General features: G+C 64.5%; 21 protein-coding genes. 10 read left to right on the forward strand and 11 right to left on the reverse strand.

Annotated elements, in window-relative coordinates:
- Positions 1-64: 64 nt before the first annotated feature.
- The gene (locus P8R42_07750; GenBank protein ID MDG2304539.1) at positions 65-1495 is read left to right on the forward strand and encodes a carotenoid oxygenase family protein; all 1431 of its coding nucleotides are present in this window, start codon (positions 65-67) and stop codon (positions 1493-1495) included.
- Between the two features lie 114 nt (positions 1496-1609).
- Here P8R42_07750 and P8R42_07755 read toward each other — a convergent pair whose 3' ends face one another.
- On the reverse strand, positions 1610-2101 hold the full coding sequence (locus P8R42_07755; GenBank protein ID MDG2304540.1) for a hypothetical protein: 492 nt from the start codon (positions 2099-2101) through the stop codon (positions 1610-1612).
- A 122-nt stretch (positions 2102-2223) separates the two neighbouring features.
- Between P8R42_07755 and P8R42_07760 the strand changes: the two genes are divergently transcribed.
- A complete protein-coding gene (locus tag P8R42_07760) occupies positions 2224-2640 on the forward strand; it encodes a nuclear transport factor 2 family protein (GenBank protein ID MDG2304541.1) in 417 nt (138 codons plus the stop codon).
- A 114-nt stretch (positions 2641-2754) separates the two neighbouring features.
- Here P8R42_07760 and P8R42_07765 read toward each other — a convergent pair whose 3' ends face one another.
- The 3 genes from P8R42_07765 to P8R42_07775 form a co-directional block, all read right to left on the reverse strand.
- Positions 2755-3939: a hypothetical protein gene (locus tag P8R42_07765; GenBank protein MDG2304542.1), complete on the reverse strand. Its 1185-nt coding sequence runs from the start codon at positions 3937-3939 to the stop codon at positions 2755-2757.
- 61 nt (positions 3940-4000) lie between these two features.
- On the reverse strand, positions 4001-5143 hold the full coding sequence (locus tag P8R42_07770) for a right-handed parallel beta-helix repeat-containing protein (protein MDG2304543.1): 1143 nt from the start codon (positions 5141-5143) through the stop codon (positions 4001-4003).
- Positions 5144-5267: 124 nt separating this feature from the next.
- Positions 5268-6005, reverse strand: coding sequence for a hypothetical protein (locus P8R42_07775; protein ID MDG2304544.1), 738 nt, complete (start codon positions 6003-6005; stop codon positions 5268-5270).
- A 173-nt stretch (positions 6006-6178) separates the two neighbouring features.
- On the opposite strand from P8R42_07775, the gene P8R42_07780 reads away from it, so the two are divergent.
- The 4 genes from P8R42_07780 (at position 6179) to topB (ending at position 12568) form a co-directional block, all read left to right on the forward strand.
- A complete protein-coding gene (locus tag P8R42_07780; GenBank protein MDG2304545.1) occupies positions 6179-6661 on the forward strand; it encodes a YchJ family protein in 483 nt (160 codons plus the stop codon).
- A 934-nt stretch (positions 6662-7595) separates the two neighbouring features.
- The gene (locus P8R42_07785) at positions 7596-9464 is read left to right on the forward strand and encodes a glycoside hydrolase family 2 TIM barrel-domain containing protein (GenBank protein ID MDG2304546.1); all 1869 of its coding nucleotides are present in this window, start codon (positions 7596-7598) and stop codon (positions 9462-9464) included.
- A 27-nt stretch (positions 9465-9491) separates the two neighbouring features.
- Positions 9492-10217, forward strand: a complete 726-nt coding sequence (locus P8R42_07790) for a DUF2293 domain-containing protein (GenBank protein ID MDG2304547.1) — start codon at positions 9492-9494, stop codon at positions 10215-10217.
- Between the two features lie 173 nt (positions 10218-10390).
- The gene (gene topB / locus P8R42_07795; GenBank protein ID MDG2304548.1) at positions 10391-12568 is read left to right on the forward strand and encodes a DNA topoisomerase III; all 2178 of its coding nucleotides are present in this window, start codon (positions 10391-10393) and stop codon (positions 12566-12568) included.
- Here topB and P8R42_07800 read toward each other — a convergent pair.
- A complete protein-coding gene (locus P8R42_07800) occupies positions 12565-13317 on the reverse strand; it encodes an HAD-IIB family hydrolase (protein MDG2304549.1) in 753 nt (250 codons plus the stop codon). The two genes, topB and P8R42_07800, sit on opposite strands and share 4 nt — an antisense overlap.
- 236 nt (positions 13318-13553) lie before the next feature.
- Between P8R42_07800 and P8R42_07805 the strand changes: the two genes are divergently transcribed.
- Positions 13554-13721 (forward strand): hypothetical protein, encoded by a 168-nt coding sequence (locus P8R42_07805; protein MDG2304550.1) that lies wholly within the window; start codon positions 13554-13556, stop codon positions 13719-13721.
- 61 nt (positions 13722-13782) lie between these two features.
- The gene (locus P8R42_07810) at positions 13783-14790 is read left to right on the forward strand and encodes a hypothetical protein (GenBank protein MDG2304551.1); all 1008 of its coding nucleotides are present in this window, start codon (positions 13783-13785) and stop codon (positions 14788-14790) included.
- 319 nt (positions 14791-15109) lie between these two features.
- On the opposite strand, the gene P8R42_07815 is transcribed toward P8R42_07810, so the two are convergent.
- Entirely contained in the window at positions 15110-15712 is a 603-nt protein-coding gene (locus tag P8R42_07815; protein MDG2304552.1) for a TetR/AcrR family transcriptional regulator, read from the reverse strand.
- Positions 15713-15793: 81 nt separating this feature from the next.
- Between P8R42_07815 and P8R42_07820 the strand changes: the two genes are divergently transcribed.
- On the forward strand, positions 15794-16957 hold the full coding sequence (locus P8R42_07820) for an acyl-CoA dehydrogenase family protein (protein ID MDG2304553.1): 1164 nt from the start codon (positions 15794-15796) through the stop codon (positions 16955-16957).
- Here the strand turns inward: P8R42_07820 and P8R42_07825 are convergent.
- The 5 genes from P8R42_07825 to P8R42_07845 form a co-directional block, all read right to left on the reverse strand.
- Complete coding sequence (locus P8R42_07825; GenBank protein ID MDG2304554.1) at positions 16954-17097, reverse strand: hypothetical protein; 144 nt, start codon at positions 17095-17097, stop codon at positions 16954-16956. The genes P8R42_07820 and P8R42_07825 overlap by 4 nt on opposite strands.
- Positions 17098-17100: 3 nt before the next feature.
- Positions 17101-17301, reverse strand: a complete 201-nt coding sequence (locus tag P8R42_07830; protein ID MDG2304555.1) for a response regulator — start codon at positions 17299-17301, stop codon at positions 17101-17103.
- A 170-nt stretch (positions 17302-17471) separates the two neighbouring features.
- On the reverse strand, positions 17472-18062 hold the full coding sequence (locus P8R42_07835; GenBank protein ID MDG2304556.1) for a YceI family protein: 591 nt from the start codon (positions 18060-18062) through the stop codon (positions 17472-17474).
- A gap of 99 nt (positions 18063-18161) precedes the next feature.
- Complete coding sequence (locus tag P8R42_07840; GenBank protein MDG2304557.1) at positions 18162-18758, reverse strand: hypothetical protein; 597 nt, start codon at positions 18756-18758, stop codon at positions 18162-18164.
- Positions 18712-19203: a hypothetical protein gene (locus P8R42_07845; protein ID MDG2304558.1), complete on the reverse strand. Its 492-nt coding sequence runs from the start codon at positions 19201-19203 to the stop codon at positions 18712-18714. The genes P8R42_07840 and P8R42_07845 overlap by 47 nt, the downstream gene beginning before the upstream one ends.
- Positions 19204-19318: 115 nt before the next feature.
- On the opposite strand from P8R42_07845, the gene P8R42_07850 reads away from it, so the two are divergent.
- Positions 19319-19984 (forward strand): DUF2270 domain-containing protein, encoded by a 666-nt coding sequence (locus P8R42_07850; GenBank protein MDG2304559.1) that lies wholly within the window; start codon positions 19319-19321, stop codon positions 19982-19984.
- The last annotated feature ends 118 nt before the right edge of the window (positions 19985-20102 follow it).

A 20102-nucleotide genomic window follows, 5' to 3' on the forward strand; every position in this document is an offset into this window, starting at 1 on the left:
ACTCCCGATTCGGTAAAACCCCTTCCTACGAAGTCTTATTTCGACCGATTGAGGAGTCTGCCCGATGAGTGCCGTGCCCAATGGAGTCACCAACACCCGCAACCAACCGTTCCTCGCCGGACAGCTGACGCCGGCCTCCGAGGAACTCGACGTCGAGGCCTGTAAGATCACCGGCGAAATCCCCGCGAAACTCCGCGGGATGTTCGTGCAGAACGGGCCGAACCCTCGTTTCGAGCCAACCGGCCGGTACCACATGTTCGACGGCGACGGCATGCTCCACGGGATCAACTTCAAGGACGGCGCGGTCTCGTACAAGAACCGCTGGATCCGCACCCCGATGCTTCAAGCGGAGCTCCGTGCCGGCCGCGCACTCTATCCCGGCCTCGCCGACCTGATGAACTTCCCCGATGCCGAGCTGGTCGGAGACGCCGGACCGATCAAGAACCCGGCGAACACCCACATCGTCAAACACTCGGGCCGATACTTCGCGCTCTACGAGACGGGCAACCCCGTCGAAGTCACCGCCGACCTCGATACCCTCGGCATTCGGGATTTCGACGGCAAGCTGCCCTCGGGCATGACAGCTCACCCGCGGATCGATCCCGCAACGCAGGAGATGTTCTTCTTCGTGTACTCGCCGTTCGAGCCCTACCTTCGCTACTTCGTTGCGGACGCGGAAGGGAAGCTGGTCCATTCGGTCGACCTCTCTACGCCAGCACCCGCGATGATCCACGACTTCTTGATCACCGACGAGCACGCCATCTTCCTGGACTCTCCCGTCGTCTTCAACATGAACGCGATCAACGACGGTGGCTCGATGGTCAAGTACAGCCCCGAGAATGGCACGCGCCTCGGTGTAATGCCGCGCTTCGGCAAGGCGGAAGACATCACCTGGTACGAGATCGAGAACGGCCACGTTCAGCACTTCTGGAACGGCTGGCACGAGAACGGCATCGTCGAACTCTCCGGCACTTTCAACTCGAACCCTCAGTTCGGGATGGACACTGGCGACGACCTGCACGACTCGAGCGCGTCCGGCCAGGCGGGCGTGCCCACACGCTTCAAGATCGACCTCGCGAAGGGCAAAGCCACCGTCGAGAAGTTCGACGACATGGAAGGCGACTTCTGCCGCTTCAACGACGAAATGAACGGTAGCCGAACCCGTCATCACTACATGGGTGGCTTCCTGAACGAGCGCGGAACGATCGGCGAGTTCGACACTGTCGTGAAGTACGACGATCAAACGAACAAGCGTGACGTCTGGCACTCCGGCAAAAACCACCATGTTGGGGAGGCCGTATTCGCGCCCAACCCGAACGCCACCGCCGAGGACGACGGGTGGCTGCTCGTCACCGACCACGACCACGTCGAGAACACCACCGACGTCTGCGTGGTGGATGCTCAGAACGTCGGTGCCGGCCCGATCGCCCGCGTTCACATGCCGCAGAAACTGCCCTTCGGCTTCCACGTCAACTGGTTCAAGGACGAGAACTAGTCGAGCGCTCCACCAGGCCTCGATTCCAACACGAGCCCGGCGCTCGAAGGCCGAGTGCCGGGTTCGTGTTTCTTTTTCACCGAGCGGCGGTTCCTTACCGATTCCGGGGACGCGTCAGGTGAGGCCCTCACGCGCGATTGCCTCGTTGAGCTTGCCGCCGTCGTAACTCATGGTCTTCACCGGCGTGAGTTCGAGCACAACGCGACGCTTGGTGTCGAGCATCCCGCGCATCACATCCTGAGCGTCCTGCATGTCTGGGAGGAGCGTTTTCGAGAACTCGGAGAAGAACCAATCGAGAGTCTCTCGATCGGCGTGAACCACGCACGTCGTCTTGATGGTCAGCGTGCAATCGGGTCCCATCTCGGTACCGTCTCCCGTGATGACGACGCAGCTCTTCGGTCGCTTCTGCAGCGCACGAACCCGCGGGCGCTGGCTGCTCGTCGTGACCCAGATCTTGCCCTTTGCCCACATGTAGCGATGGCTCACCCCGACCGGAGCACCGTCGGTCGTCGTCCAGCACACGACACACATGCGCTGCAGGGCGAACAGCCGTTCTTGCTGCTCGGCATCGAGGGGATATCCGGACACTTCTTCGAGATTGGCCATGCAGTGAGTTCTAAGAGGAAATCTGAGGAATCGCCAGAAAGAGGGCCCGAGTCGATTGCACGACCCGCCGCGACCGCGGGATCCTCACCTCGGAGATCCACGAGAGCCAGGGAGTACAAGTCATGAGCAACGACGCACTACGAACGCTGACGGACAAAAGCGAGATCATCGACGTATTCAATCGCTATGCCACCGGCATCGACCAGCGAGACGAAGCGCTCTTCCGTGCGTGCTTCGTGGAGGACCTCCAGGTCGAGATGGAGGGCGTGGAACCCATCACGGGAGGCGCGACCCAGTGGGTCGATCTCGCCCTCTCCGCCGTCGGGGGATACGAGACGACGCACCACATCGTGACGAACCACGACATCCGGATCGACGGCGACCAAGCGACCGGCGTAGCCTACCTCCAGGCCCAGCACTGGAACCCGGACTCGAGCTTCCTGGTGGGCGGCTACTACACCAACGAGTTCAGACGCACGAATGACGGCTGGCGCATCAGCAAGCTCACCCTGAAAGTCACCTGGACCAAACCCGGATAGGGGACGTTGGTTAGTCTCGCGATTTTTGTTTAGTCGCGGACGCCAACCGCGCCTGCTCGAGCTGGAGTTCCACCGCGACTAAACAAAAATCGCGAGACTAACCAACGTCCCCTCCTAGAATCCCGTCGGCTTCAAGGGAAGCATCGCGATGACCTCCGCCTCGCAGAGAAGCTCGGGGCGGCACAGCGGAGCATCGACGAATGCGTACGGGAAACCCTCGAAGCCGCGGCGTGCACAGATCGCGCGGACCGCCAACGCGTCGCTCGGCTGCTTCAAATACATCACGCCCGACATCAGACTTCCGAACGTCGTGCCCTGGCCTTCGAGCAGGGACTCGATGTTGTCCAGCATGCGTTCGGCCTGGCGCTCGAGGTCGCCGACGTGAACCGTCTGTCCGGCCGCGTCGATGCTCGCGGTGCCGGAGACGTGGAGCACGACCTTGTTCACTTCTACGACTCGCAAGCCACGGGCGAAGTCCGCGCCGTAACTCCATGCTTCGTTGAGAGACGGTGTCGACATCTGCTGGATGTCGATCGGCCGCGGCGACTTCATCGCGTGCAGGCTCAGAGAGAAGTCGTGCGCGCCAGAAAACGGGATGCCCTGGACGCCGGTGCTCGCCGGACGCTGTTCGACCCCGCAATCCTCGAAGAACTCCCGGCGGGCTGCGTTCAAAGCGTCGTAGTCCCGGCCGATGTCGCGCAGATGGATCCACGTGCGGACGACGTCGTGAAACCCCATCCCAGCGTGGGCGAGCAGCTGCTCAGCGACGCGGAACATGTCCTTCACCTGCACAGCCGGATCCGCGCCGAGGCCGTAGAGGTTCGACGCGTGAAGCGAGACCTGGTCTCCGAGCCGAACCAACCGTGCACCCGAGAGCGCGCATCCTTCACACGAGCACGACGGCTCGACCGAGAGATCCTGCACCGACGATGCGTCGCGATCTTGGGGGACGACGACCGATGCGGCGAGCTCGAGGGCGGCCGGAGCCTCCAAAGGCGCCTGCCCAATGACCACCGGGCGCGGCGCGTCCCCGGCCTGGCCGAGCTCGCCTAGGACCTTCGAACGCGCCTCCAGAATCAGCGGAAGATCACGGCCGGCATCCCGAACGAAAAGGGTCTCGCCGGAGAGATCGCGGAAGGACGCACCTTGCCCGGACAGATTCTCGGCAAGCGCCCGATACGCGACGCGAGCCTGTTCTGCCGGATTCTGCTCGTGGTCCGGGCGGCAAAGAACCGCGACCTCGTCAGCCTCCGGCCCCGTAAACCGCTGGAGCGCGGTCGAGCAGTCTCCCGCAGACACCGCTTCAACTCTCAACCGACGAACGAGTCACGTGCCGGGCGTCCACTCAAGCCCGGCGACCTCAACACCCCGGCAGGTCTCCGGTAATGGTGCCCACTTCGTTTCCGCTGCCGCAGTTGTTCGTGCCGCCCAAAACGAGAAAATCGGAGGCGAGTGGCGCGAACGTGCCCTCCGGAGGATCGGCGGCGTTGCCGGTGATCACGTTGTTCGTGAAGCGATTGTTATCGGGCGACGTGTCGCTGAAGGCGGGCGGGTTGTTCTCGCAGCTGTTCGCGGTCCCGTCCACGGCGATGCAGTAGTCCACCATCGCGACCCCGAAGAGATTGTTGTTCGTGATCTCGTTGTTGTCTACCTCGACGTCGTCGACACCGAGAACCAGCATGCCAATCCCCGACGGTAGCGCCGCGACGAGCCCGCTCGAGACCGGGTTCGGGAAGTTGTTGTCGTAGATGCGGTTGTTCACGAGGGTCCAGGTGTGGAACGTCGTCGACGGCCAGTCCTCCGGAGGCAGGCCCGCGCCCGACGGGTGGTACAGGCCGACGCCCACGACGTTGTCGTGGACGTCGTTGCCTTCCATGTAGACCTCGTTCGAGATCGTGACCTCGAGGCCGGTCGGGCTCTTGTAGAGCTCGTTGTCGATGACGCGGACGTTCTCGGAGGCCTCCACCCAGAGTGCGGCATCGAGGGAGCCGTAAGAGATGTTCTTCCGGACCTCACCGTGTGCGGACAGCGTCGGCCAGATGCCGTTCTCGAGATTGTTGATCGAGACGTTGTTCGCGATGACGAAGTTTTGCACGTGCCGCAGCCAGATCCCCATCTTCGAGAATCCCTCGATGGTGAACCCATTGATCTCGATGCCATCGACGTCCGGAGCTAGGAAGTCCTCCGGCTCGACGAGGATGCCTTGCCGCTGTCCCGGCCCCGGCAGAATGCGCACGATCTGGCCGTCCGAACTCTCGGCGATCAGCTTGAGCGACTTGGTCACCCGCACGGCGGCGTCGCCTGGATGCGACTCGACGTAGTCACCCGGCATCACCCGGATGGTGTCTCCGGGAGAGGCCGCGTCGACGGCGGCCTGGATCGACTCGCCCGGGCGGACGACCGTGCCGTCTCCGGGGCTGGTCCCGTTGCCACTGGTGCTGCTGTCACCGCAGCCCGAAGACAGAACAAGAACAGCACCGAGGGTAATCAAGGCAGATCGCATGAAACCTTCTCTCTAAATGTTTTTGCAGGCGAAACGCCCGCAAGGATGCGACTGAGGCAGTATATAGGCCGCGCCGAAACCGTGTGTCAAGAATCCAAATCCGTACGCCGCCCGCGGCGTACGGTCAGTTGTTCGCGGCGCCCTCTAGGATCCAGTTCCGGATCAGAGCCTGCTTCTCGGCGTCGAGCGGCGAGCCGTTGAACGGCATCGGCGAACCGGCACCCGTGCCGTCGATCTTCGTGAACACGTAACTCAAGGCCGGATCGAACGGCTTGATGAAGTCCCCTTGGGGACCGTTCGTGCCGTTGGAGTCCACGAGGAACGTGTTGCCGTACGAAACGTCGCGCGCAAGGATCACGTACTGTGCACCGTTTCCGTGGCACACGGCGCTCGTCGCACACGACCGATTGTAGATCGGCTGCACATTGCCCGCGTAGGTCGCCTTGGTGTTCGTCGGCAAGAGAAACGATCCCGGGATCGGCCCGACTGCAAACGGCGGGTCCCACTGGTTGTCACACGGCGCCTCGGCGCACGGCCCAGATCCGCGGCAGTCCATGAAGTACTGCGCATCAGCGGGGGCGTCCGCCTGCTGGACGTCGGTGATGTTGCAAGAGAGGAACGTCGGGGCGCCCCCATCGGTCGGGAAAACGTTGCCACTCACCGTCTTGGTGTCGAGGTCGTAGGTGATCGCCCAGCGGTCGCTGCCCACGTCCTTCGTAATGAAGTAGCGGTTCGACTCGGGCGCCAACTGGATCCCGGACTCCCGCTGGGCCTCAGCCGCGCCCGGAAGACCGGAAACGAGCCCCGCGACCAGGGCAAAAACGGCCGCGATGCGGGCCTTCTTTTGAGCGTGTGCCTTCATGACTGAATTCCTCTCGTTCGGGCCGAAATCTCGCGACCTCACGGCAAGGTAGAAGTCCCGCCCGGAATGGCAACCGGGCGAGCTTTTCGACCTCCATGACGCTGCCGGGCGACATCAGATGGTGCAAGCCGGTTTCTGGACCCCGGGGCCCCGCGATACCTAGAATGGCGGGGATGATCCTCTGTCCGTGTGGAAGTGAGGCGGGCCTCGACGACTGCTGTGCGCCGGCGATCGAGGGCCGACAGGCGGCGCCAACCGCCGAGGCTCTGATGCGGTCCCGCTACACCGCACACGCGACCCGAGCGACAGGCTATCTGAAGGCCACCCACGTTCCCCCGCGCGATCAGGCGGATCGATCCGGCCGGGAAACCGACCCGCACTCGACCTGGACGCGGCTCCAGATCGTCGACACAGAAGCCGGCGGAAAAGAGGACGAGACCGGCGTAGTGGAGTTCCGCGCACACTATCGAGCGGCCTCGGGCGAAGCCGGGGTTCTCCACGAACGGTCGCGCTTCCGGAAGGCCGACGGTAGGTGGGTCTACGTAGACGGTGACCTCGTCGTGCCGGCGCCGGTCAAGGCGGCACCGAAGCGGGGGCGCAACGATCCGTGTAACTGCGGCAGCGGGAAGAAGTTCAAACGCTGCTGCGGCGTATAGGCGGCGACCTCGGAGACTCCGTTCGGTTGCACCTCGCGATGGTGGTCTTCACCCCACTCTTCGACCGACTCGCGAAGATCCCCACAGGAGGAACGGCGTATCCGCCATTCGCTTTGGCCGCGCTCGTGCCCTGGACCGATTTCATACACGCGCTCAGCCGGTGCACCACATGTCTCGTCGAGAACCAGGGCCTTCTCGAGCGGATCTACTTTCCCCACCTCACCCTCCCGATCGCAGCCGTCGTGGCAGCACTCGTGGACTTCTTCATCGCCTTCGTCGCTCTCCTGATCGTTCTTCTCGCTTGCGGGCTCTACCCGGGGGTCGCAATTTTCACGCTCCCCCTCTTCCTCGCGCCGGTCGCGTACGCATCCGACCTGACCCCCGAATCCTGGCGCCTCGTCTACGCCCTGAACCCGATAGTGAGCGTCACCAACGGCTTTTGTTGGGCCCTTCTCGGAGCCCACGTGCTTCATCGCGGCGAGGTCGAGCAGAACGAGGCTCCCCGGAGAAAAGGGAAGATAGGGATTCGAGGACCGCGCGCCCGATGGACCCGGCCGCACCCACGATGGCGATCCGAGATCCGCGCAGTCGCTCCGTGGGGGAGGCTCGGTTGGCTTCGATGTCCTCTGCAAAAAGCGAGACCACCCGGCCCGTCGCCAGAGACTCGAGCTCGCCCTCACGGCTCGGGGCTCGTTCCCCCTTCTTCCTCACACCCCGCTCGGCCGACGTCTCCATGCTGCCCCTGGGGATTCCTGATCGCAGGTTTCGCCAAGGGGGCCCGGCGCTAGACTGTACACGACAGCTATGATGCAACGCTGCGGAGACTCGATGCACGGGCGTGGGCGAGGGCGAGGGCGAGGGCGAGGGCGGGTGTACCTTCCAACCGGCTACGAAATCATCGTTTCGAACCGAGACTGAGAAGGGGAAAACTGGCGTGCTCTGGTTCGTATTCCTCCTCCTCGCGCTCGCCGGCGCCGGCGCGGTCTACATCCGGCTTCTCCCGTGGCTCCGCGACCGCCCTCCGCTCCTTCCTCTCGAAACCGAGTGGGCCGATGCCGCGCGCACCGGCCAGCCGCTCCCGGAGTATCCACGCCCGCAGCTTCGCCGAACGCGCTGGCAAAACCTGAACGGGTCGTGGGACTTCGCGGTGCAGCCGCGCGAAGCCGACCGGCCCGACTCGTTCTCCGAGAAGATCCTCGTGCCGTTTCCGGTCGAGTCCGCGCTGAGTGGCGTGGGACGGGCCGTCCTCCCCGAAGAACGGGCGTGGTACCGCCGAACGTTCGAGTCTCCAGCCGATTCGAGCGACCGCCTGCTTCTCCACTTCGGTGCCGTCGACTACGAAGCGGAAGTCTGGGTGAACGACCACCGCATCGGCGAACATAGCGGGGGCTTCGACCCGTTCTCCTTCGATGTGACCGATGCTCTCTCGGCCGAGGGGCCGCAGGAGGTCGTCGTTGCCGTGTGGGACCCGACAAACGAAGGCCGCCAACCCCGCGGAAAGCAGTCCCTTCGACCGAAGTCGATCTGGTACACCGCGGTCACCGGGATCTGGCAGACCGTCTGGCTGGAGCCGGTATCCGAGAGCCGGATCGAACGCACTGTCGCAACCACCGATCTCGGGGCGAAGTCGATCACGCTACGCACCCGGCTTACCGCGGTGCTGCCGGGGGATCGCCTCCAGGTCGAGATCCTCGGCGAGGGCGACACCGCCATCGCCGAAGCGGTCGTGCCCGCCTCGGGAGACCTCGCCCAGCACACGTTCCATCTTCCGGACTTGCGCCCCTGGTCGCCGGACGACCCGCACCTCTACGACATCCGCCTGCGGCTCCTGCGCGACGGAGACGCGGTCGACGACGCCCGTAGCTACTTCGGTGCCCGTGAGATCACGACGGCCAAGGACGAGAACGGCACCTGGCGCCTACTTCTAAACGGCGCGTCGGTGTTCTCCCTCGGCCTGCTAGACCAGGGCTGGTGGCCCGACGGGTTGTACACGGCGCCGTCGGACGAAGCGCTCGCATTTGACATCGAAGCGACCCGCCGGATGGGCTTCAACACGATCCGCAAGCACGTGAAGGTCGAGCCGGCTCGCTGGTACTGGCACGCGGACCGCCTCGGCGTTCTCGTCTGGCAGGACATGCCGACCGGCGGTCCGAAGGAACACCACTCCATCCCGAAGGAGATCTGGTGGCTCGTCGTCAACACCCCGCACGCCGAGCGAGGCTACGACCTCACACGCTCTCCCGAGGAAGCCGCGAGCTACCGGCGCGAACTGAACGCGATGATTGACCTACTGGAGCCGTTCCCGAGCGTCGTGATCTGGGTTCCCTTCAACGAGTCGTGGGGACAGTTCGACACCGACAAGATCCTCGCAGAAGTGAAGACACGCGATCCCTCCCGCCTGGTGGACGGGCCGAGCGGCTGGGTCGACACCGGAAGCGGCGACCTTCGCGACCACCACACGTACTTCCGCGAGGGCAAGCAGCCGGATCTCGAGCCCGACCGACCCATGGTCTACGGCGAGTTCGGTGGACTCGCGCACGAAGTCTCCGGCCACCTCGGCGTGGCAAAGGGATTCGGATACGCGGTCTTCAAGGATCGTGGAGAGTTCGCAGACGCGTACGCGAAGAAGCTCGGGATAATTGCGAAGCTGAAGTCGCGCGGGCTCGCGGGAGCCATCTACACGCAGACCACGGACGTCGAGGGCGAGATCAACGGCCTGCTCACGTACGATCGGGCCGTGTTCAAGATTCCTCCGGAGCGCCTCCGCGAGATCCACCGATCGCTGACTGAAGAGCCGGAATAAATCCACCGGGCGACGACCCTCGGGCTCTTGTCGACCGCCGTAGAGTCGCCTACGTTCCGCGCCGTGCCCGAAACGACCCGAGAGGTTTCCCCTGGACCGCGCGACCGTTCCATCCGCACCACCGGAGGCGACGTGCTCGACGTTCCCGACGGATGGGAATTGCTCCCGCCCGGCGACGCGGGACTCACCCGCCGTGTGAAGAAGGCCGGCGCTTCGTGGACCGTGAAGGAGAAAGTCGGCCGCCGCATGTTCTCTCGCGGCGTCTGGGCCCCCGCCGGTGCGATCGCCGCCGCACGGGCAGATCTCGAGCACGAACGCGCCGACCCGAGCTACACCCGCAAACTCGAGGCCGGGCGAGCGCGCCGCGTGAAGGAGCAGACGAAGTACGCCGAAGACTTCGAGCAGCAAGTGCAGGAGTTCCTGCGCTTCGCGAACTTACACCGCGGCCTGGAAAGCCGGCTTGCACGCGCCATCTCCGATCACGCCGTCCCCGTCGGCAGCGGAACCGTCGCGCGAACCGCCCGCATCCCCATCGAGCGCCGAGCCGAATCCGCAACCATCGCCTGGCTCCGCCACGCCACCACGGCCTACGACCACATGACCCTCGCCCGCATCAAAGGCGAGCGCCGCGCGGTCCGCCGAATGCTCGCCGCCGAATCCCGCAAACTCCTCGACCGCTACCGCCGCGGCGACCCCATCCCCCCCACCCAATGCCCCCTCCACCGCGGCCTCGCAGGTGGGGACGTTCTTTAATCTCAGCCGGATCCTTAATCGTTACTTTTTTGGCGATCTTGTTGGCGGGGCGGTTCTGCTGATTTCCGCCCGGCACGGGAGTCGCGGGTCACCCTATCAGGGAACCTGGGCCTGCAATTTTTGTGGCGCGGGCACGTGAGCGACGTCCCGCAATCTACTAGGGTGCCCCCACGATGAACGTGCTCGTCGCCGAAAAACCCTCCGTCGCCCGCGACGTAGCCAAGGTCCTCGGCGCGACGCAGCGCCGGAACGGCTACCTCGAGGGGAATGGCTGGCAAGTCACCTGGGCGCTCGGCCATCTCGCGACGCTGAAGGCACCCGACGAGTACGACCCCGCGCTGAAGCGCTGGTCCGTGGAGCAACTGCCGTTCGTTCCCAAGCGCTTCGAGCTGAAACCAACGGGCGACCGCGGGCGGAAGGAACAGCTCGACATCGTCGCCGACCTCTGCCGCAGCGCGGACGAGCTCGTGTGCGCGACGGACGCCGGACGCGAAGGCGAGCTCATCTTCCGCTACATCCTCGAGTACGCGGGCTGCCCCGATCGCGCCCATACCAGGTTGTGGCTCAGCTCACTCACCGAACAGGCGATCACCGCCGGTCTCGCGGCGCGAAAATCCGGGGCCGAGTATGAGAACCTGCACCACGCCGCTCGAAGTCGCAGCGAGGCCGATTGGATCATCGGCCTCAACGCCACTCGCGCCTACACGGTGCGGTACGGTCGTGGCAGCGTATTGTGGAGCCTTGGACGCGTCCAGACACCGGTCCTCGCCCTGATCGCGCAGCGCGACGACGAGATCCGGGTCTTCGACGCGCGACCCTTCTGGGAACTCCGAACGAAGTACCGGGACACAAGGTTTCACTTCACCGGGGACCGCTTCCGCGAACAGGCCCCCGCCGCCGAACTCCTGGAAAAGGTGAAGGGGCAGTCCCTCGCGATCGAGAAGATTGAGCGCCGCGCCGAGGCGCACCAACCGCCGCTCCTCTTCGACCTGACGCAGCTGCAACGCGACATGAACCTCCGGTTCGGCATGTCGGCGGCGCGTACCCTCGTCGTGGCCCAGGAGCTCTACGAGAAGAAGCTTCTCACGTACCCACGAACCGATAGCCGCCACCTGTCGCTCGACATGGTCAACATCGCGCGCACCACGCTGGGCCAACTGCGGGCCTGGAAACCCGAGACCCTCGCCCTACTAGCGAAATACGTCTCTGGTGCGCCGGAAGGCGAACGCGGGCCCCGCGCAAAGCCTCGACGGGTCTTCGACGACGCTAAGGTGACCGACCATCACGCGATCGTCCCGACGGGCAAGACCGAAGCGCTCGCCGGCGAGTACAAGCAGGTGTTCGATGCGGTCGCGACGAGATTCGTGCAAGCCTTCCTCGGCGACAAGAACCAAGAGGTGACGACGGTGCACGCCAAGTCGGCGACGGTCCCGTTTCGCGCACGCGGCGTAGTCGTGACCGACCCCGGCTGGAGCGCGCTGGAACCGAAAGCCGACACCGGAGCGGCGAAGAGCAAGAGCGCTGCCCGAGGCAAAGCGAAGGACAAGGCCGGCGTCATCGACGACTCACAAGAGCTCCCGGTATTCACAGAAGGCGAGAGCGGCCCTCACGAACCCGAACTGCACGAGGGCAAGACGAAGCCTCCGCGGCCCTATACGGAGAACACCCTGCTCGCCGCGATGGAGACGTCCGGCAAACTCGTCGACGACGAACAGCTCCGCGATGCGATGAGAGGGCGCGGCCTCGGGACACCCGCAACGCGCGCCTCCATCGTCGAGACGCTCCTGTCGCGCTCCTACATTCGGCGGGACAAGAAGGCGCTCCGAACCACCGACCTCGGCCGGTATCTGATCGCGATCATCGCCGACCCGGTGCTCAAATCACCTGAACTCACCGGCGAGTGGGAGTTCAAGCTCGGCGAGGTCGAACGCGGCGTGCGCGAACGAGACGCGTTCATGCAGGAGATCGTGCAGCGGATCCAACAACTGATCGACAGCGGACTTTCGCCGACGCCTTCAAACCAGGGACTCGGCCCCTGCCCCCGCTGCCAGGCTCCGGTCATCCAAGGACGGGAATCCTACGGGTGCTCCCGTTGGCGCGAGGAGTGCGCGTTCCGCTTGCCCAAGATCTACCGCGGACTCCGCTTGTCCGACCAGAATGTAAGGGAACTGTGCGCTCGCGGCGTCGTTCTGCAACCGCTGCCGATCGAAGGAGCGCCGCGCATCCTATGCCGCACAGCCGACGGGTCGGCGTTCGATCTCGAACCACCAAGCCGTGATGCGCAGCGCGCCCGCAGTGGCCGGTCCGGCTCGAGGGACCACACAACAGCGCGCGCCCAGGCTGGTTCTTAGAGACCCGCGCCCAGGCACGCGAGGATCGCCTCGATCACTCGCTTCGATTCGTCCGGGTCCCGGATGTGAATGGAATCGACGCCGGCTTCCTTCGCGGGGTAGTCATTCCCACCCGGGAACATCGCGTCCCCGATGAACACCATCTCGTCGATGGAAACGTCGAGCGTCTCACTCAGCTTGCGGATTCCGTACGACTTGTCGATCCCCGGCTTGGTGACGTCGAGGGACGTCGTGCCACCCATTCGGACCGAGAACTCCGGGATCAACTCGTCGAGCAGTGCCTTCATTCCCCGGCGCTTCGCGAAGTCGGGATCCCAACCTTTCTTCGCGTCGAGCGGCGCCTCCTGGCCGAGGGCCGAGAACGTGATCTGGCTTCCGCGGTCTTCGATCTGCTCGCCCCATGTCTGGTCGATCACCACTCCGGACGACCCGATCACTTCGTGCAACGACTTCACGATCTTCTCGCGCTCCAAGGTCGTGAAGTCGTCTGAGTAGAGCTGCGTCCACCCGGACTCGTGGCGGTAGTATTTCGTGCCACACGTCGGCAGGAGGAAGAGCTGCTTTACATCCGCCTCGGAGGACAGGCCCCCGAGTAGTTGCTGCTGGAACTGGGGCCAGTCGCCGCCCGAGATCACGGCTACCCTGACGGTCGCAAGCAGGCGAACGAGCAGCGCGGACATCTCGGCATCCACCGCGGATTTGCTCTCAGCGAGCGTGCCGTCCAGGTCGAAAATGATCAGCTTCTTCATGAGTTCGTACCTCCGGTCCGGACCGGCGCCGCCGCGGACTCCTTGCGTCGCCGAATGACGTCCGTCCGAATAACTGATGACGGCGGCCGATGCCCTCCCCCGGGCGACCGCCCCTGGGGGAGGGGACATGCGACGGCAGGTCGGCTGGACATCGATGCGGCTCCGTCAGCTCGACGCCTCGATCCCGGATGCGCGCGTCGTCCGTCGTCTCGGCGTGGCGTCGATCCCGCTTCTCTATGCCTACCGAGTTGGGACGCGCGCTCCGCCTCACTCGCCACTTCGGGCTGCGCTGGTGGCATACGCCACCGCTCGTCAACCTCGCGTTCCTCGTGCACGGCTTCGAGACCTTGGGGGTGTGGCGCGCCCTTCGTGGGCGCAACGCCGGCCCGACTGTATATCGGTGATACCAACCCCTTCCCTTACCGGCCCCATCGGTCATTGTTGAGTCTTCCGGAAGGAGTTCGAATGCCGCTACAGATCGATCGCAGCCGCTCGAAGGAGCTCGCACCTCGCCTCGACGAGGCCCTCGAAATCATCTCGAACGAGTTCGAAGGCCTCGACGCGCATCGCCAGTATCGAAACGCGTTCTCCCGACTACTCAAACCCGATCCCCTCGGACGCGTTGCAATGATGGGAACCGATCAGCGCGATCTCTTCGTACCGCTCCTCCGAGAGACTCTCTCGACATACGTCCCGACGGTCGGCGGACAGATCTTCGACTTCGGTGCCGGCGACGGCCAGACCTTCGCCCTCGCCGCCGACGCCGCCCCGGAAGGCACGACCGTCTCCGTCGAGGAACCCAACCCGGGCTATCTCGCCGACTACGCGGCATTTCTCGAGCGCCATCCCCGTCTCCGCGTCGGGACTCTTCTCGAGTCTGGCCTCGACGAGATCGACGAGATCGCAGAGCGCACAGGAGCAATCCTCCCTCCCGATGCGAGCATCGATCTCGGCCTCGGACTTCACATGATCTACTTCGCGACGGACATGGAAGCGTGCTTCGCCCGCATGCTCCGATTTGTGAAACCCGGCGGCGCGTTCTTCAACGTCGTCGCAGACGAGACGACAGCCTACTGCGGCCGTGTCCTGCGTGCCCTCATCGACGCGGGCGGGGACACCGGCGCGAATGACCACCAACTCGCCGCGATCGACCACCGGCAGCGCCTGTTCGCACCCACCGAAGACGGCGGCGGCGCGATCGCCCGCGTGCTCGAGGCGGCGGGCATCCAGGTGGAGATGACCTCGCAACGCCAGCCGAGCCGCCTCTACGGGCACTCGCTCTCAGACATACTCGCCCTCTCCAACATCGCCACGCTGATCGACGCACCCGGAACGCTCAAGTTCGAAGTCGCGACGCGCATCCTGCGGGACGCGCCCGAGGAGATCGACCTCCGAATCGAGACCGACGGGCCAAGGATGGGGATGTGGAGCGTCGCGCAGCCGCAGTGGGTGACAGTGCTGCGGAGACGGTGAGACCGGTCGGCCAGATCGATCTCGCGCCGACCTTCTGCCAAATCGCCGTATTGGACGTGCCCGACTGGATGGAAGGCACACCCCTACCGCAGGCATCCGGCTCCGATGGGTGTCGCGTCCCCACCGAGTGGGACAGCCAGTTCGACCTCTGCGGAGTGCACCTCCGAACGATCTACCGCGACGGCTACATCTGCACCATCTACCTCCCGAGCACGCGGGACATCGGCTTCCCGGGTGAGGTCGTCTTCCGCGCGATGGGATACGAGGGCGCGCTTCACCTGCCGAAACCTCAACCCGTAACCTCGCGGCGATGCGATCTTCAGGAGGGGACGTCCCCGTGGAGCTTCTCTTCGATCAGGGGGATCAACCAGCGGTATAGGAAGGCACGGAGCTGCCTTTCCGTTCGGGTGGGACCGCGATCGGCGAGGAAGCTCTTCAGGAGCCGCAGGAGGATCTCGGCCAACTCGTCACGCGCCTTGGCATCGAGACCGAGGTCCCCGTCACTCAAGGCAGTCATCTCTTCCTGGATGAAGAAGAGCTTCAGCGCCGCGGAAACGGCGAAGGAATCGCCGGACCGAACGAGTTCGCTCAAGTGGGGGTCCTTCGGGATCTCGTGAATGGCGATTACGAGGGTTTCGACCATCCGCTCGGCTAGTCCGTCGTGCTGGACGACGCGCTTGCGCATTCTCTCCAGGAACCCGCCGCTCGCCAGAACGGCAGACGCGTGGAACAACTCGTCCGCCGTCGTGAAGTACCGGTAGACCGTCTGGCGCGTGACCCCGGCCGCGCTGGCCACATCCGAGAGGCTCACCTTCTCCAGACCGAACCGCTCGATGCAGTCCTGCGTGACGTCGAGCAAAAATCGGCGCGCTGCCGCCTCGGTTCTCGGCGGGTTGCCGTTCCAGGCTTTTCTTCGTTGCACCGAAGGTGCTCTATCATACATCATACATCTTTTGTATAGATGCATGATCGACCGAGAACGATCCGACCATCAGGAGACACCATGCCCGATACCGCCCTCATTCAAGCTGCTCTCGACCTCCGCGCACTAGTCGAACACGAAGCCGACGAGATCGAGGCCAAATGCACGATGACCGAGCCCGTCGTCGATGCGATCGAGAAGACCGGCCTTTTCCGGCTGAGCACGCCGAAGGAACTCGGCGGCCTGGAGGCAGACGTCGAAACGATCGCGGCCGTCTGCGAGGCGATCTCCTTCGCCGACGGTGCGACGGGTTGGGCGTTCACACAGAATACGATCACCGGCTCCTACCTCGCTTACATCGACCCGGAGTATGCGAAGCCATTCGCCACGATGCGCGCTGGAGCCGGGCACTTCGCCCCCCTCGGCATGGCTCACGAGGAAGAGGGCGGCTACCGCGTTTCCGGCAACTGGCAATTCGCGAGCGGCTCGGGCCACGCCGAGTTTATCGGCGGCGGGGCACTCATGATGCGCGACGGCGCCGTCGCGCCGATGGGCGAAAACGGCAAGCTCCCCCTCGTCGGCTTCTTCGTCCCAGCGGACTGCGCCATCCTGAAGGGCAACTGGGATACGATGGGGCTTCGCGGAACCGGCAGCTACGACTACGAGATTCCCGAACGGTTCGTCGAGGCGGGTGCCACCTGGAACATCACGATGGGCTACGCACCGCACCAGAGCGGTGGTGCCATCTTCGCGCTCGGCCCACAGTCGTACGGAGGCATCGGTAGCTGCTCCTGGGCGATCGGCGTCGCCGCGCGCGCCCTCCACGAAATCGCGGAGATCGCGATCGGCGGACGCGCGCGACTCGGCTCACTTCCACTCAAAGAACAGCCCGAGTTCCAACGCAACTTTGGCGTCCACAAGACGGCGATCGAGGCGGCGCGCATCCAACTCCTGTCGATCTACAACGACACGGTCGCGCTGATCGAGAGCGGTGCTTCAGACGCCGCGTGTGGCGACGCCGTTCGCCGGACCAAAGCCCACGCGAACTACATCGTGAGGAGCGTCGCCAAGGAAGCCGTGCGCTTCGCCTGGGAGGCGTCCGGAAGCGCCGGAATGCGAAATCCGAGTCGACTCCAACGTTGCTTCCGCGACATCCACATCGGGGCGGGGCACCAGGTCTTCGATGATCGGAACTACTGCGAGTACGCGAAGCCCTCGTTGGGGCTCGAACCCGCGCCTTTCTAAGATCCGCAGGAACCAGCGGGCTCTTCGGGTGTGTCCGTCTCCCGACGGCCAAGCACCTCGGTCACCTCCCGCGCAAAGGTCTCGGCCCGGAACGGCTTCACGAGAAATCCACTCACGACGAGTTTGGTGCCGTCCGCCACGGCCTACTTGGTGCCGACCCCGGCGAGCACGATGACGGCGACGTCGGGGCACGCCGAGTCCGCGGTGCGCAACGCCGAGAGAACCTCGGTTCCCGTCATCCCCGGCATGGACAGGGCGAGATCGATGAGATCCTGACCGATTCGTTCCGGGGCCTCGCGGCCATCCCGGGCCTCGATGACCTCAGGCGACCTTTCGCAGCGCACGCTTCACCACTTCAACGCCCTCACTTCACGAGGCGAAGTGCCGCCGGACGTCACCCTGAGTGACGCAATCTCCACCTCTCGTCGCTCGAGTGACGGCTTCGGGCAACGAACCACGGAAGTTCGCGCAAACCGAACTCCGCGCATCCAACGGGCCGCACGTCGGAAACCGCTCAACCGGCCGGCAACTCCGCGCGGAACGTCACCGGGATCTCCTGCCCAATTGACATCGGATTGACCGCGCTGTGGGGCTGGCCCACACCGAAGTCCATGCGGTCGAGGACCAACTTCCCTTCGACGATCGGCGGGCTGGTGGAGACGACAGCGAACTTCCCCTCGACGGACTTCGCGACACCGTGGATCTTCACATCGAACGTCGCATCGTAATCCTTTCCACTGCCTGCCCCGTCGCCCTTTCGCACGTTGTGCACGCGGACGGTCGCCGTCGAGAACTTCTCGACCTCGAAGAAGTCGGGGTTGCGAAGGTGGTCATCCCGCTTCTGGTTGTCGGTATCCAGGCTGGCGACGTCGATCTCGATCTCCACGACGCCTGCCGCGGGATCGTTCGGATCGATCTCGGCCTTAACGATCTTCCACCTCTTGAACTCACCATTCGCCGTGGCGATGGTATTCTCTCCGACGAAGCGGACATATCCCGGAGGGGCATCGTCTGCGGCGCGCACGGCAGACGCCAACCCGAGAACGGCAAACAGCGAAACGAGGAAACACGACAAGGCGCAACGGACGGTGCGAGTTGAGGTCATGACGTCCCGACATATCCGTCCGGAACGCCGCCCGCAAAGTCACCACATCACGCGGCTCACCGATCTCGGCTCGAGAGGTCCGGATCCCCTCCAGGTTCCTTACCCCGCGGGCGGTGCGTGAAACGCGGCAGGGACCTCGTCTGCCGCCACGGCCATCAGATCTGCCGCCGTCGTCGGACCTTCGGAATACGCCTGCTCCCCCGCGCCTAACCCGTCTTCATCGAACGTGAAGAGGACGGCCGTCCGCTTGGTGAGTTGGTAGACCGCGGCCTCGTCGTCCACGTCGATTCCGAGAATCGGCTTCACAAGGTTGCCGGGGTAAAGCTGATGAACGAGGCCCTCGATCAGGAGGGCATCATCCCCCACGATGAGCTTCTCGCACTCGAAGTGGATGAGATAGATGTTCGCGTCGATCAGCCCGCGGTAGTGAACCTCCAATTCCTCGTACGACTGCGGCGCACCGAACGTGGAGCCGTAGGCCGCGTACTCCTGTTTCTTACGCGAGCAGGACTCCATCAAGGCGTCGTAGTTCCCCGCGGCTTCGGCCTCCGCATGCGCGATGAAGTTCTGCAGGACCTGCCGCCGCCGGGGCTCGTGGATCGACTCGAGATGGCGGCGCGCGACCTTCGCGACGGCCATCGTGTCGAACTCACTCATCGGGATCGGCTTGTTCTCGAGGATTTTTCCAACGTACATCACAGGCTCCTTGGGCGGTGAAGGGATGGGGCGAACGGCGACTAATAGATGTCCCCGTCCTGAGACTGGACCACGACGCTTTCGTAACCGAACTTTGCGATCTCCTCACGCCCCACTCCTGATCGCTGACGCTCAGCGGCGTGAACTCCGTATAGTAGTAAAGCACGGTGGCCGTGGGCTTCACCTTCTCGAGGATGCCCGCGAGCTCTTCGGTCGAGGTGTGACACGCCTGCACGTGCTCGGCGCTGACCGGCGCCTTCGCGTCGCACGGATTCGACTTCGGATCGAAGCTGTACGCTTCGTGAAAGAGGATGTAGACCCCCGCGTACGCCTCCTCCATCCCCTCGGTATGATCGAAGTGCCGATGCATGAGAAACAGTCGCGTCAGGTTCTTTGCCTCGAGCTCGGGCACCGGTGTGCCTCCGACGCGTGCGAACTTCTGCATCGACCCTTCCGTTCCGGCCCTACGCCGGCTGCCGCGACCATCGCGCGGGACTAGTCCGAGTACTAAGACGCCTCGCCTCTTTCCCCTCCACCCCCAGAGACGGTATGACGAACGCGTGACGTCGAACGAACCCTACGCGAAGGATCGCGCCATGATCCTAACCCACTACTACCGCGCGATGGTCGGGCGCGCCGACACGTGGCGCATGCGGATGGACGCAACGACCAACTGGGCCATCGTCACGACGGCAGCCGTGATCTCATTCGCCCTCGGCAACGGCGCCGTGCCGCACTACGGTATCTTCATCGCGTCGCTCATGACGATGACCTTCCTGGTCCTCGAGGCGCGACGGCTGACCTTCTACCACCTATGGCAGCAGCGCGTGCTGCTGATCGAGAAGGGAATGATCCGCCCCGCCCTGTTCGCAGGCGCTCCGGAGGACCTGCCCGCGTCGACGATGGGCGACGACGAGTTCCGCCGAGCCCTCGACCCGCACCTCGGGTGCACCATCCCGACCATGCGGCTGTCGAAGGCGGCAGCGCGGAGGATGCGGCGCGTTTACATCTATCTGTTCGGCGTGCAGCTGATCGCGTGGATGCTGAAGCTGGTGTCCGACCCCACGCCCGCGACGTCCTTCAGCCAGATCACCGATCGGGCCCACGTCGCCGGGCTTCCCGGCATCGCGCTGTTCGCGATCGTCGGGGGGTGCTTTGCAACGGCGGTGATCGTCGCCGTAACGCAGGGACGGCGAGACCGGAAGCCTCACACTGCCGCGAGCTGAGCAGCCAGCGTTCAGCCGTATCCAACGCCCTCCCCACCGAAATCGGTGCGACCGGACACGAAAACCTAATTGCCCCTCACGTAGATCGCGTTCGCCCGATCCGACTCGCCGCCATCGG

The sequence above is a fragment of the Candidatus Binatia bacterium genome (genome assembly GCA_029243485.1).
Classification (GTDB): domain Bacteria; phylum Desulfobacterota; class Binatia; order UBA12015; family UBA12015; genus VGTG01.

Excerpts from the sequence above, each read along its gene's own strand:
- P8R42_07750 (MDG2304539.1), top strand. The coding sequence starts at position 65 with ATGAGTGCCGTGCCCAATGGAGTCACCAACACCCGCAACCAACCGTTC.
- P8R42_07755 (MDG2304540.1), bottom strand. The coding sequence starts at position 2,101 with ATGGCCAATCTCGAAGAAGTGTCCGGATATCCCCTCGATGCCGAGCAG.
- P8R42_07760 (MDG2304541.1), top strand. The coding sequence starts at position 2,224 with ATGAGCAACGACGCACTACGAACGCTGACGGACAAAAGCGAGATCATC.
- P8R42_07770 (MDG2304543.1), bottom strand. The coding sequence starts at position 5,143 with ATGCGATCTGCCTTGATTACCCTCGGTGCTGTTCTTGTTCTGTCTTCG.
- P8R42_07775 (MDG2304544.1), bottom strand. The coding sequence starts at position 6,005 with ATGAAGGCACACGCTCAAAAGAAGGCCCGCATCGCGGCCGTTTTTGCC.
- P8R42_07780 (MDG2304545.1), top strand. The coding sequence starts at position 6,179 with ATGATCCTCTGTCCGTGTGGAAGTGAGGCGGGCCTCGACGACTGCTGT.
- topB (MDG2304548.1), top strand. The coding sequence starts at position 10,391 with ATGAACGTGCTCGTCGCCGAAAAACCCTCCGTCGCCCGCGACGTAGCC.
- P8R42_07800 (MDG2304549.1), bottom strand. The coding sequence starts at position 13,317 with ATGAAGAAGCTGATCATTTTCGACCTGGACGGCACGCTCGCTGAGAGC.
- P8R42_07805 (MDG2304550.1), top strand. The coding sequence starts at position 13,554 with ATGCCTACCGAGTTGGGACGCGCGCTCCGCCTCACTCGCCACTTCGGG.
- P8R42_07810 (MDG2304551.1), top strand. The coding sequence starts at position 13,783 with ATGCCGCTACAGATCGATCGCAGCCGCTCGAAGGAGCTCGCACCTCGC.
- P8R42_07820 (MDG2304553.1), top strand. The coding sequence starts at position 15,794 with ATGCCCGATACCGCCCTCATTCAAGCTGCTCTCGACCTCCGCGCACTA.
- P8R42_07835 (MDG2304556.1), bottom strand. The coding sequence starts at position 18,062 with ATGACCTCAACTCGCACCGTCCGTTGCGCCTTGTCGTGTTTCCTCGTT.
- P8R42_07840 (MDG2304557.1), bottom strand. The coding sequence starts at position 18,758 with ATGTACGTTGGAAAAATCCTCGAGAACAAGCCGATCCCGATGAGTGAG.
- P8R42_07845 (MDG2304558.1), bottom strand. The coding sequence starts at position 19,203 with ATGCAGAAGTTCGCACGCGTCGGAGGCACACCGGTGCCCGAGCTCGAG.